Source organism: Bacteroides sp. AF25-5LB (genome assembly GCF_003602965.1).
GTDB classification, from domain to species: domain Bacteria; phylum Bacteroidota; class Bacteroidia; order Bacteroidales; family Bacteroidaceae; genus Bacteroides; species Bacteroides uniformis.
Window position 1 is genome coordinate 142,482 of record NZ_QTMC01000009.1, and the last position, 12,963, is coordinate 155,444.

Genomic DNA, 12,963 nt, shown 5'->3' on the forward strand with positions numbered 1-12,963 from the left:
ATCTGAAGATTACAAAATGCAAAAATAGCAAAAGAAAACGGATGACGGGAAGTTTTAGAAGGAAAAAAAGCCTCTTTTGTTCACTTCTGTTTTTACTTTCTCTGTATAAATTGCATTTCTTGTTCTGCCTATAATTAAGGAAAAAGATGCCTGATGGTAAATCGTTCCTCCATGGAGAAAATATTGTTCCATCCTGGTAGAAAAATCGTTCCACCATGGTGGAACGATTTTTTCTCCATATAGGAATGATTTAGTTTTGGCAAGCAAAGATATTAATCCTTTCAAAGATTGACTTGTACTCTCGTATGTGTGCATCTATGATAAGAGATGCTTTAAACTTAACACTTGTTGAAAAATGCAACTTTGTAAACTATTTATTGCAACTTTTTTAGGAGCTTGGACTGTTGTTAATATAATATTATCTATATTTGCAAAGTAGAATATGTCCTATTTATCAATATGTTATACGATTATGAATTGTACATGATGGCATTCTTAGTTGTAATATGTGCCGGAATGGGGCGTAACCACGAATTGCTAAATGAATAAACAATGAATGATATGAAGAAAAAGTTTAACTTTGGAATTTTGGCTATTGTGAGCGTAGTGTTTTTTTCCGCTTGCGGTTCTGATAGCGATCTGTTCGACCCGGAAAAGGCGGTGGCTAAGAAAGAGGCACAGTATGCATCGGCTTTCGTGCGGAAGTATGGAAAAATTGCAGTTAATCAGGATTGGGGATTTGGGGTAACACCGACAACGCGTGTTGCTAACACTAATAGCAATCAATGGAGAGATTTTGCGGAAGTACCGGGGAGTGTTACGGCTATAGAAAAAGAAGTGGTTACGAAATGGTTTGAAACACATCAGAATCCACAATCCATTGGTGTGGATTGGACCGACTTTTTTGTTCAACATGTAAGTGGCTCACGCTCTGATATGGATTTTTTGGTTGCGGCATCAGATGATCATATCAATAATTTTAATGCTGCTGAGGGAGCTATAATGCTAATGCAGAATAGTGGGACGTCTTCTTTTGGCTATAGGGCTTCTCTGGATAGTAAAATGCACTATAATTATACTATACAATATATTGAGGGTGCTTATTATGTGGGATTTGACTTTGAAGCTACCGGCCAGAACCCAAATCAACAAGTAGCTGCAGATGGGTATTATAGTGATTGGATTGTAAAGATCTCTCCGGCCGTATATACAAATGCGTACAGAATCATAGCGGAAGACCTTGGAGACAGTGACGATTTTGATTTCAACGATGTCGTGTTTGATGTAGCGACCAATGGAGGAACAACTATCATTACCCTGCAGGCTGCGGGTGGTACTTTGCCTTTGTATATTGAGGTAGGCGGTGATAGTCGTGAAGTTCATGAGATCTTTAGTGTTTCTAGTACTACAATGATAAATACGGGTGCTGGAGCAACTAAGGCTCCGGTGATGTATAGAGTTAACGGTACTGGTGCCGTAAATATCAAAGTGGAAGGTCAAAATGCTGAAGTATATACACTGAAAGCGGAGGTAGGCAAAGCTCCGCAGAAGATACGTGTAGAGACAAGATATGACTGGACTTCTGAGCGTCAGGCTATTAATAATAAATATCCAGATTTTGCAAATTGGGTGGCTGATCCTACGGTTAATTGGTATTAATGGAATATATAGTATTTAAGGTAGGTGATATAATGGAAGGTTATATTACCTGCCTTTTTTATGTTTCGACCGTTATATATTGAAATTTCGTATCTTTGTGGCGTAGCAAGTAGGTTGGTACATCCTTTTTCCCGAATGTGAATGTTTTTTTATTCCGAGCTTATGAATCTTTATACGCCTGTAGAAGTAGTTTCCGGTATGCCCCTTCTTTCGCAAGAGAATAATCTGTTGCTGATGGGTTCTTGTTTTGCATCCGAGATGGGACAAAGGCTGGCGGATGCCAAGTTCTGTTGTGACGTCAATCCTTATGGTGTGCTTTATAATCCTTTTTCCATTTCTGTGGCATTGCGTGAAATCATTGCGGGCAAATGCTACAATGAAAACGACATTTTCCTCTTTCATGGACTTTGGCACAGTGCCATGCATCATGGTAGCTTCTCCTCAGTCTCTGCAGAGGAAACATTGGCAGGTATTAACGGACGTTTGAAAAGCGCCCATGAAAGATTGGATCGGTTGGATTGTCTGCTACTGACTTTCGGCTCTGCTTGGGTATATGAAAATAAAAAGACGGGAACTATAGTTGCCAACTGCCATAAGCAACCTGAGTCTTGCTTTACTCGTCACATGCTTTCCGTCAGTGAAATAGTGTCTGACTACACCTCTTTGCTTTCCGGTTTGCTGGCGCGGATTCCCCGGCTGAAAATATTGTTTACCGTCAGCCCCATCCGCCACGTGCGTGACGGAATGCATGCCAACCAGCTCAGTAAAGCTACCTTGCTGCTTGCCGTGAATCAGTTGCAAGCCACTTTCCCAAAACATGTTTTCTATTTTCCGGCATACGAGTTGTTGCTCGACGAGCTTCGTGACTATCGCTTCTATGCAGAAGACATGGTGCATCCTTCTGAAATAGCCATTCGCTATATCTGGGAAAGGTTTATTCGGTCGTGCATCTCTGCCGATGCGTTACGGATTATGGAAGAAAGTGAAAATATCCGTAAGATGTTGTCGCATAAGCCATTTTATCCTGCTTCAGAAGAGTATAAGCGTTTTTTAGGACAAATTGTGTTAAAAATAGACCAACTTAACGGAAAATACCCGTACTTAGATTTCCAAAAAGAGAGAGAAATATGTCGTATTCGATTGAAAGCATAACCGAAAGTATTGGCGCACGGCGTGTGGGAAACGTGCCGGCTACCATAGACTGGCTGCTCACAGACAGCCGTTCCCTGAATTTTCCTGAGGAAACATTATTCTTTGCCTTGACCACCAAGAGGAATGACGGTGCGCGCTATATCGCAGATTTATATGCCCGTGGAGTACGTAATTTTGTGCTTAGCGAAGAAAGCTTTAGATTAATTGAGCATGGAGAATTGAAAATTGATAATGATGCGCAGCAACCCGCTATCCATTTTCAATCTTCCACTGTCAACTACCTTATTGTTTCCAATCCGCTGAAAGCCCTGCAAAAACTGGCAGAACAGCATAGGAACCGGTTCCAGATACCAGTCATCGGTATTACGGGAAGCAACGGAAAGACAGTTGTGAAGGAATGGCTGCACCAGTTGCTCAGTCCGGAACGTGCCATTATCCGTTCTCCCCGTAGTTATAACTCCCAGATTGGAGTACCTTTGTCTGTGTGGCAGATGAACGAACAGTCTGAACTTGCTATTTTTGAAGCCGGTATTTCCGAACCGGGGGAAATGCGCGCTTTGCAGAACATCATTAAGCCTACCATAGGCATCCTGACCAATATAGGAGGGGCTCACCAGGAAAATTTCTTCTCGTTACAGGAGAAGTGTATGGAGAAGTTGATGCTTTTCAAGAATTGTGATGTAGTGATTTATAATGGTGACGATGAGTTCGTCAGCAACTGTGTGGCGAAGTCCATGCTTTCTGCACGTGAGATTGCGTGGAGCCGGAAGGATATGGAACGTCCTTTATATATAAGTAAAGTGGAGAAACAGGATGACTGTACTGTCATTTCCTATCGTTATCTGGATATGGACAATACGTTTACCTTGCCGTTCATAGATGATGCTTCCATCGAGAACTCGCTGAACTGTCTGGCCGCATGCCTCTATCTGATGCTTCCTGCCGAACGGATTACGGAACGTATGGCAAAGCTGGAACCCATCGCCATGCGTTTGGAAGTCAAGGAGGGAAAAAACAACTGTCTGTTGATTAACGACAGTTATAATTCTGACCTTGGCTCATTGGATATTGCACTCGATTTTCTTTACCGCCGTTCGCAAAGTAAGGGATTGAGGCGGACCTTGATTCTTTCGGATATATTGGAGACCGGTCAGAATACGCCGACACTTTACCGACAAGTGGCACAGCTGGTAAACAGCCGCGGCATTGAACGCATCATAGGTGTAGGAAATGAAATCTCTTCCTGCGCTGCACGCTTTAATATAGAGAAGACCTTTTATCCGGATACGGCAGCTTTGATACGCACTATCCAGCGTGGGGAACTGCGCCTTGAAAACGAAATTATTCTGATTAAGGGTGCACGTAAGTTCGGTTTTGACTCCTTGACGGAAGTATTGGAGAAGAAGGTGCACGAAACTATCCTGGAGGTTAATCTTGGAGCGATGATTGCCAATCTGAACTATTATCGTGGCAAGTTGAAGCCGGAAACAAAGATGGTCTGCATGGTGAAAGCCTCCGCTTACGGTGCAGGTTCTTATGAGATAGCCAAGACTTTGCAGGAACATCATGTCGATTATCTTGCTGTGGCAGTTGCCGACGAAGGCTCCGAACTCCGCAAAGCGGGTATCACAGCGAACATCATTATCATGAATCCTGAGATGACTGCTTTCAAGACCATGTTCGATTACAAGCTGGAGCCCGAAGTATATAGCTTCCATCTGCTGGACGCTTTGATTAAAGAAGCGGAAAAGGAAGGTATCACAAACTTCCCCATCCACATAAAGCTGGATACCGGTATGCACCGCCTGGGGTTTGCTCCGGAGGATATGCCCCGGCTGATAGAACGGCTGAAGGGACAGAATGCCGTGATTGCCCGTTCCGTCTTCTCACATTTGGTAGGGAGCGATTCGCAGCAATTCGACAGTTTTACACGCCGGCAGATAGAAATGTTCGAAAAAGCGTCCATGGAATTGCAGGGAGCTTTTCCGCATAAGATACTTCGCCATATCTGCAATTCTGCAGGTATCGAGCGTTTCCCGGGGGCGCAATTCGATATGGTGCGTCTGGGTATCGGTCTTTATGGTGTCAATCCCATAGACAATTCCATTATGAATAATGTGAGCACGTTAAAGACTACCATCCTCCAAATACGTGATGTTCCTGAAGAGGATACGGTTGGGTATAGCCGGAAAGGGCATCTCACCCGTCCGTCACGTATAGCGGCTCTTCCCATTGGTTATGCCGACGGTCTGAATCGCCATCTTGGAAACGGACATGCCTATTGTCTTGTAAACGGCCAACGGGCTGTCTATGTAGGGAATATCTGCATGGATGTCTGTATGATTGATGTAACGGACATCGATTGCAAGGAGGGTGACAGTGTGGAAATTTTTGGTAATCATCTGCCTATAACCGTTCTTTCCGATGCGCTTGCAACTATTCCTTATGAGGTGTTGACAAGCGTTTCTACGCGGGTAAAACGTGTTTATTATCAAGACTGAAGATAGGGGGCAGGGATTAGGGGATGGAGATTACAATAAAATTAATCCTTAATCCTTAATCCCTAATCCTTAATTTTTCTATCTTTGCATTATAATTAATCAGATATAACTATGATAAACTTACTTTTATTAGGCTTTCTGCCCAGCGGCTCCGAATGGATAATTATTGCATTGGTCATCTTACTATTGTTTGGCGGTAAGAAAATTCCCGAATTGATGCGTGGTTTGGGCAAAGGAGTGAAGAGCTTCAAGGATGGTGTGAATGAAGCCAAAGAAGAGATAAACAAGGCTCAGGAAGATTTGGATAAACCAGCTGAAAAGAAATAAAAGGATTTACTATTTGACTATTTACGATTTACTATTTGATACTCTGCAAATTGCAGAAGTATGGGTAGACTTGTTATCTTTCATTCCACTGCGTAGCCCAAATAGTAAATCGTAAAATAGTAAATGCATTGGTGTTTATGGCAGAAAAAGAGCTAACCTTTTGGGATCACTTGGACGAGTTGCGCCGGGTACTGTTTCGTGTGCTTGGTGTGTGGTTTGTATTGGCTATCGGTTATTTTATTGCCATGCCTTATCTGTTTGACAACGTGATACTGGCTCCTTGCCATAACGACTTTGTTTTCTATGACCTGCTCCGTTGGATAGGGCAGAAATTGGATTTGAAGGATGAATTCTTTACTCAAGAGTTTCATGTGAAACTCATCAATATCAATCTTGCCGCACCGTTCTTTGTCCACATGTCTACCGCTTTCTGGATGTCGGTGGTTACGGCTGCTCCTTATATATTCTATGAAATCTGGCGCTTTGTAAGCCCTGCCCTTTATCCAAACGAGCGTAAAGGGGTGAGGAAAGCGCTGGGTATAGGTACGGTGATGTTTTTCATCGGTGTGTCGCTGGGGTATTTTATGGTCTATCCACTGACTTTGCGTTTCCTTTCTACTTATCAATTGAGTGCAGCCATCGAGAATCAAATTTCCCTGAACTCGTACATTGACAATTTCATGATGCTGGTGCTTTGCATGGGGCTGGCATTCGAACTGCCGCTGGTGACATGGCTGCTTTCCCTGCTGGGACTGGTGCACAAGACCTTTTTGCGGAAATACCGCCGTCATGCTGTTGTCATCATTGTTATTGCCTCGGCCATCATTACTCCGACCGGTGACCCGTTTACCTTGACAGTAGTGGCGGTGCCGCTTTATCTGCTCTATGAGTTGAGTATCCTGATGATAAAGGATAAAAAAACTGATGATGAAGCGGAAGAAGTGGAGACAGAGGAATGACGGATTGTGAAGTAAAAGAATATTTTAGTATATTGCAGGAAGCCTGCCACGTTGAGGAAAGCTCCCTGGATGTGGCCTATCGGCAATTGCGCGAATTGCTGGAGCGTTTGTGCCGTACACAGATGCCCGACGGAAGCTTGCAGATGACGGACCTTTCTGCACGTATCAGTTTCGTGGCTTCGAAGGCCGGACTTTCCACCGTGGAACAGAACCGTCTGCATACCTTCCGGCTGACCTCCAATGCTATTCTGAACCGCCAGACGGAACCGCAACGTGAACAGTTGTTGCGTGATGCCAAGACACTGGCATTCTTTGTCAAGCGCTTGACAGGGGAGGAGATACCTGCCGGGCTTTATCGCCTGCTGCCCCGTGCGGATGCCACCTATATAGTGGCGCCGCCCGCCAAAGAGCAGATAAAGCGCATGCGCGTCTGTTTTCAGTATGCCGATGATACTTACTTATATGTACTGCCAGTAGACACTGTGGCCGATGAGCCGTTACGTGTCCGTTACAATGTACCTCAGATTAATGAAGAGTTTGCAGAAACCTGCCGGATTCTGTGGCGGCATGCCCAGGTCAATCTGCTGGATGTTACGGTGGACGAAGCCGGCATACTTACTCCTTCCTTTATTGTACTTGAGCCCGATTACTTGATAGACATCAGTTCGCTTGCCGAATGCTTTAAGGATTACGGACATCATCCTGCCAACTATATCCTGGCACGGCTCCAGTCGCCGGACAATACCCGTCCGTTACTGTTGGGTAATATTGCCAACCTCTTTCTGGACGAGTGGATTCATGCCAAGGAGGCACCCGATTATTTGGCATGCATGAAGAAGGCCTTCCGTTCTTATCCCATTGAGCTGGCAGCATGTGCCGACCTGCGCGACCGGGAGAAGGAAGCCGAATTCTTTTCCGATTGCAAGCGCCATTTCGACAATATCCGCCGGACGGTGACAGAAACATTCCGTGCATCCGGCTATGAACTCGATAGGACTGATGCCGTGCTGGAACCCTCTTACATCTGTGAAGCATTGGGTTTGCAAGGGCGTCTGGACTACATGCAGCGGGATATGACCTCGTTCATTGAAATGAAGTCCGGTAAGGCGGACGAGTATTCCATCCGTGGTAAGGTGGAGCCTAAAGAAAACAATAAGGTACAGATGTTGCTCTATCAGGCTGTGTTGGAGTATTCTATGGGAATGGACCATCGACGTGTAAAGGCCTACCTGCTCTATACCCGTTATCCGTTGCTTTATCCGGCACGTCCTTCGTGGGCAATGGTGCGCCGTGTGATGGATGTGCGTAACCGGATTGTAGCCAATGAATATGGCATCCAGTTACGGAACAGCCCGCAGTATACGGCAGAGCGCCTGAAAGACATTCATCCGGACACCTTGAACGAGCGCGGTTTGGACAATACCTTGTGGAAACGTTTCCTTTACCCTTCCATCGATGCCGTAGCGCAACGCATCCGTTCGCTTTCGTCGTTGGAACAAAGCTATTTTTATACGCTCTATAATTTTATAACCAAGGAACTCTATACCTCCAAATCTGGAGATGTGGATTATGAAGGACGTACCGGCGCTGCCGCCCTCTGGCTTTCCACACTGGCTGAGAAATGTGAGGCAGGTGAAATTCTGTACGATTTGGCTATTTGCGAGAATCATGCGGCAGATGCGCATAAACCGTATTTAAGCCTCTCCCCCCGTACCCCCTCCCCGGTAGGGAGGGGGAGGGAATACTCCGCGGAGCCGGGAGTAGGGGGGAGTTTGCCCAATTTCCGTCAGGGTGATGCGGTGGTTCTTTACGAACGGAATACGGATACCGACAACGTTACCAACAAGATGGTATTCAAAGGTAATATAGAGCGCATATCCGATGACGAAGTCTGCATCCGTCTTCGTGCCACTCAGCAGAATGCGGGTGTATTGCCTGCTGCTAGCCTTTATGCCATAGAGCACGACTATATGGACACCTCCTTTCGTAGCATGTATCTGGGACTTTCCGCTTTTCTTTCTGCCACCCAAAGACGACGTGACTTGTTGTTGGGGCAGCGCCCTCCCGAGTTCGATGCTTCTTTGGATACCGGTATTGCGACCGCTCCGGATGATTTTTCGCGAATTACTCTGAAAGCGCAGGCTGCCCGCGACTATTTCCTTTTAATCGGTCCTCCGGGTACCGGCAAGACCTCCCGAGCGCTACGGGGCATGGTAGAAGCCTTTTACCGGGAGGGGAAACAGATTTTGCTGCTTTCGTATACCAATCGTGCCGTAGATGAAATCAGTAAGGCGCTGACCTCCATTGAGCCTGAAATAGACTTTATCCGTTTAGGCAGTGAGTTGTCTTGTGATGAGTCATTCCGCCCGTATCTGATTGAGAATGTGTTGGAACCTTGTGCCACTCGGCGGCAGGTGCAGGAGCGCATTGCCCGTTGCCGTGTTTTTGTCGGTACGGTTGCCACGCTTTCTTCCAAGACCGAGCTTTTCCGGTTGAAGACTTTTGATGTAGCGATTGTGGATGAGGCTACTCAAATCTTGGAACCACAACTGCTGGGACTACTCTGTACCCGTAATCCTGCAGGCGCGGATGCCATCGGCAAATTTATTTTGATAGGTGACCATAAGCAGCTGCCCGCAGTGGTCTTGCAATCGTCCGAGCAGTCGGAAGTGTGTGACGAAGCTTTGCAGGCCATCGGATTGTATAATTTGAAAGATTCCCTTTTCGAACGCCTTTATAGAAACCTCTCCAGGGAGAGCGCCAATCGCCAGACATCAACCTCTCATCCTTCATCCCTTATTCCTCATCCCTCCTATGACATGCTCTGTCGTCAGGGACGCATGAATATCGAGGTAGCTTTGTTTCCTAACCGGGCTTTTTACGGTGGTCTGCTGGAGCCGGTTGGCTTGCCGCACCAGCAGGGTGAGCTGACCCTTGCTCCTGAATTGTGTGATTGTGAGTTTGCCGGCTTGCTGACTCGTCGTGTCGCTTTTCTGCCTTCCGCAGTCGAACCGTCGGCACAGTCGGCCAAGATGAACCTTTCGGAGGCGCGGATTGTGGCACGGTTGGCAGCGGCTATCTATCGGCAGTATGCGGCTGTTTCCGGTTTCAACCCGGCTGTCACTTTAGGTGTCATCACTCCTTATCGCAGTCAGATAGCCTTGATTAAGAAAGAGATTGCCGCTTTGGATATTGCTCCTTTGGAGGATATATTGGTAGACACCGTGGAGCGCTTCCAAGGTAGCGAACGGGATGTCATTATCTACTCTTTCTGTGTGAACCGGGCTTATCAGTTGAAGTTTCTGGCAAATATGACGGAGGAAAACGGTACTCGGATTGACCGGAAATTGAATGTTGCCCTTACTCGTGCCCGCAAGCAGATGTTTATGACAGGAGTGCCGCAACTATTGAAACTTAACCCTATTTATGCCGAGCTCTTGTCTGTAGTTTGCCATTCGTAACCGTCTTATTAGTAAATCTTAAATATTCTCTGCTTCTTTATAGAGTTTATTAATAACGCTGTGTGGGATAAACCATTATCTTTGCATTACGTTTTTTTCATAGAGATTTAGATTTAAGGTTAGAAGAATTGTGGAAGTCGTGAGACTTCCCTTTTTTTCATCTTAAATTGTGTTCCATTTACAGTTTTTTGTTTTTGACTGTAATTGAACAAAGAAAAGCCATTTCGTGAGAAAGGGCTTTTTTTGTGCGGAGTTTGCAAGGCATGTAATGCAGTTTGCAAACTCCGCATGATTTTGAATATCTATAAAGAGACTTCTGATTAGTCCACTATAATCGGTTTGTACTTCGGAACCAGTGCCTTCATGATGCACCAGCCTATCAGGTAGGACACTGCACATATACAGAAGATGATGAAATATCCGGCAGGCTTGCCCTGAAATCCGAGAAATACCATTTGTGTCTTGTCGGCATAGTCGAACAGCAAACCGGAACTCATGTTGATGAGGAATGAGCTGATACCGCCCGCCATACCTCCGATTCCCACAATGGTGGCAATGGTGCTCTTGGGAAACATATCACCTACCACAGAATAGATGTTGGCCGACCAGGACTGATGGGCAGCGCCTGCAATACCTATGATGATAATCGGGAACCAATAGGCTTGTTCGCCAAATACTTCCTTGTTGCCCAATGGCTGTGCAAACAATGCCAATAGCGGGAACAGTGCGAAGATGAACATGGCCTGCATGCGTGCGGCGTAGGGGTTCTTGCCGGTCTTGTTGATAATGATGGTGGGCAATTTTCCGCCATAGACGGACAACATCGTGATGGCATAGAGCACAAAAATAAGCATCTGTGCCGTGGGAGTATCTGAAGAGAATCCGTAAACGTCTGAAATGTATGCGGGTGCCCAGAAGAGGAAGAACCACCATACACCGTCAGTCATGAATTTGCCGAAAAATACAGCCCAAGTCTGCGGATATTTGAAACATTGTAGGAAAGAAATGCTCTTTTCGTCCTTGGCTGCCGGAGTAGTCGCCTTTTTATCCTCCTCTTTGTCTTGTTCTATATATGCCAGCTCAGCTGCGTTTACGTGTGGATTTTCATCAGGTTTCTTGTACATGAACATCCATAGTCCCATCCAGATGAAACCCAATCCGCCGATAACGATAAAAGCCATTTCCCAGCCGTTGCCCACGCCCATGCGTTGGAAGTAGCGGGCCAGGGTAGGGATACACAATGGGGCTATCAGTGCTCCGATGGTAGAGCCGGCATTGAAGATGGAAGTGGAGAAGGCACGGTCTTTCTTGGGAAAATATTCGGCGGTAACCTTGATGGCGGCAGGAAAGTTTCCTGCTTCACCGATGCCCAGTATGATACGGGCGGCAATGAAGTAGTAAACACTGGTGATGGCTATGGTAGAGGCCAATGCACCGGTAGCGCTAATCATGTTGGCGGCATCTTCAATGCCGAGGGTCACTTCTGTGGCAAGTCCGCAAAGGGCGTGTATACAGGCGCCGGTGGACCATACGGCGATGGCCCATAAATATCCTTTCTTCGTTCCCATCCAGTCGATGAAACGTCCGGCAAACAGATTGCCTAAGGCATAGACGATGGAAAAGATTGCCGTGATGTAGCCGTAGTGTGTATCGGTCCAGTGGAATTCGGGGGAGATAAAATCTTTCCAGGTCAATGAAAGAACCTGGCGGTCGAGGTAGTTGACGGTTGTCGCGAAGAATAGCATGGCGCAGATAATCCAACGGTAATTGGTCATCCGCCCTGCGGTGTTTTGAAATGTACTCATGATAATAGATTTATATTTTGATACAAATGTAGGTTTGTGTGTTGTTCGAGGTGTAATATTGGGTAAATTAGGATGCTGAAAATGACAAAAATAGGCATGGATTATTTAAGTCCATGCCTATTGGGCGCTACAGGGCAACTTTATTTCATATCGATGTATTTGATTTCGTCTTTGTCGCTGTATTTCAGGTTTTCACCGCCCATACCCCAAATGAAAGTATAGTTGCTGGTTCCGGCAGCAGCGTGGATAGACCATTCGGGAGAAGTGATGGCTTGTTCGTTGTGCAGCCATATCAGACGTTCTTCCTGCGGTTCGCCCATCAAGTGACAGATAGCGTTGCCGGGTTTCAGGTTGAAGTAGTAGTAAGCTTCCATGCGGCGAGTGTGTGTGTGGGCAGGCATGGTATTCCATACAGAACCGGGAGCCAGTTCCGTGAGTCCCATCTGCAACTGGTTGGTACCACCGTCTTTCACTCTTTCCAGTACATCTTTCACAATCAGCTGGTTTACGATGCGGTCGTTACTGTCCTCCATTTTTCCATAATGGTCGGAGATGCCCAGTGCATATTTCTTGGGGTTGGCTTTCTGAAGCTTGGCATCGGTGGTAATCAGCTGAGTAATATAGGGCTTGTAGGCCGGAGCCGAGTTGATGTAGAACTTGGCGGGATTGGTAGCGTCGTTGCTCTTGAAGGTTACTTCCTTATTTCCGCAGCCTACGTAAAGGGCTTCCTTATACTTCATGGGGTATTCCTTGCCGTCTACAGTAACCACTCCGTCACCGCCGGTATTGATGACACCCAGTTCGCGGCGTTCGAGGAAGTAAGTGATTTCCGGACCCAGTTCACGGAACACTTCCAATTTCAATGTCTTGTTCACCGGCATGGCGCCACCGTAAATCAACCGGTCGTAGAGGGTGTAGGTTACGTTGATTTCATCCGGAGCCATGACTTTGTCCATCATGAATCTGCTGCGTAGAAGTTCCGTGTCATAATGCTTCACGTCCTGCGGATGGCAGGCGGTCTGCACTTTGTAATTCACTTGGGCATTGGCTGCCATGGCAGCTGCTCCCATCATAAATGCAAGTACTAACTTTTTCATAA

8 protein-coding genes are annotated in these 12,963 nt (G+C 46.2%); 6 read left to right on the forward strand and 2 right to left on the reverse strand.

What is annotated here, in order from left to right:
• Positions 1 to 561: 561 nt before the first annotated feature.
• The 6 genes from DWY57_RS11780 to DWY57_RS11805 all read left to right on the forward strand — a co-directional run bounded on the left by DWY57_RS11780 (position 562) and on the right by DWY57_RS11805 (position 10,059).
• Positions 562 to 1,659 carry a hypothetical protein gene (locus DWY57_RS11780; protein WP_034525358.1) on the forward strand — a complete coding sequence of 366 codons (1,098 nt, stop codon included), beginning with the start codon at positions 562 to 564 and terminating at the stop codon, positions 1,657 to 1,659.
• Positions 1,660 to 1,821: 162 nt separating this feature from the next.
• A complete protein-coding gene (locus DWY57_RS11785; protein WP_117599331.1) occupies positions 1,822 to 2,811 on the forward strand; it encodes a GSCFA domain-containing protein in 990 nt (329 codons plus the stop codon).
• A complete protein-coding gene (locus DWY57_RS11790) occupies positions 2,787 to 5,312 on the forward strand; it encodes a bifunctional UDP-N-acetylmuramoyl-tripeptide:D-alanyl-D-alanine ligase/alanine racemase (protein WP_117599332.1) in 2,526 nt (841 codons plus the stop codon). Before DWY57_RS11785 ends, DWY57_RS11790 begins: the two co-directional genes overlap by 25 nt.
• A 111-nt stretch (positions 5,313 to 5,423) precedes the next feature.
• Positions 5,424 to 5,639, forward strand: a complete 216-nt coding sequence (gene tatA, locus DWY57_RS11795) for a twin-arginine translocase TatA/TatE family subunit (RefSeq protein WP_119961801.1) — start codon at positions 5,424 to 5,426, stop codon at positions 5,637 to 5,639.
• A gap of 137 nt (positions 5,640 to 5,776) precedes the next feature.
• A complete protein-coding gene (gene tatC, locus DWY57_RS11800) occupies positions 5,777 to 6,598 on the forward strand; it encodes a twin-arginine translocase subunit TatC (RefSeq protein ID WP_005823936.1) in 822 nt (273 codons plus the stop codon).
• On the forward strand, positions 6,595 to 10,059 hold the full coding sequence (locus tag DWY57_RS11805) for an AAA domain-containing protein (protein WP_119961802.1): 3,465 nt from the start codon (positions 6,595 to 6,597) through the stop codon (positions 10,057 to 10,059). The genes tatC and DWY57_RS11805 overlap by 4 nt, the downstream gene beginning before the upstream one ends.
• A gap of 320 nt (positions 10,060 to 10,379) precedes the next feature.
• Here the strand turns inward: DWY57_RS11805 and DWY57_RS11810 are convergent, their stop codons facing one another.
• Both DWY57_RS11810 and kduI read right to left on the reverse strand, forming a co-directional pair.
• On the reverse strand, positions 10,380 to 11,864 hold the full coding sequence (locus tag DWY57_RS11810; protein ID WP_117964847.1) for an MFS transporter: 1,485 nt from the start codon (positions 11,862 to 11,864) through the stop codon (positions 10,380 to 10,382).
• Positions 11,865 to 12,004: 140 nt separating this feature from the next.
• Positions 12,005 to 12,961 (reverse strand): 5-dehydro-4-deoxy-D-glucuronate isomerase, encoded by a 957-nt coding sequence (gene kduI / locus DWY57_RS11815; RefSeq protein ID WP_117964845.1) that lies wholly within the window; start codon positions 12,959 to 12,961, stop codon positions 12,005 to 12,007.
• Positions 12,962 to 12,963: the final 2 nt, after the last annotated feature.

Excerpts from the sequence above, each read along its gene's own strand:
- DWY57_RS11780 (WP_034525358.1), top strand. The coding sequence starts at position 562 with ATGAAGAAAAAGTTTAACTTTGGAATTTTGGCTATTGTGAGCGTAGTG.
- tatA (WP_119961801.1), top strand. The coding sequence starts at position 5,424 with ATGATAAACTTACTTTTATTAGGCTTTCTGCCCAGCGGCTCCGAATGG.
- kduI (WP_117964845.1), bottom strand. The coding sequence starts at position 12,961 with ATGAAAAAGTTAGTACTTGCATTTATGATGGGAGCAGCTGCCATGGCA.
- DWY57_RS11785 (WP_117599331.1), top strand. The coding sequence starts at position 1,822 with ATGAATCTTTATACGCCTGTAGAAGTAGTTTCCGGTATGCCCCTTCTT.
- tatC (WP_005823936.1), top strand. The coding sequence starts at position 5,777 with ATGGCAGAAAAAGAGCTAACCTTTTGGGATCACTTGGACGAGTTGCGC.
- DWY57_RS11805 (WP_119961802.1), top strand. The coding sequence starts at position 6,595 with ATGACGGATTGTGAAGTAAAAGAATATTTTAGTATATTGCAGGAAGCC.
- DWY57_RS11790 (WP_117599332.1), top strand. The coding sequence starts at position 2,787 with ATGTCGTATTCGATTGAAAGCATAACCGAAAGTATTGGCGCACGGCGT.
- DWY57_RS11810 (WP_117964847.1), bottom strand. The coding sequence starts at position 11,864 with ATGAGTACATTTCAAAACACCGCAGGGCGGATGACCAATTACCGTTGG.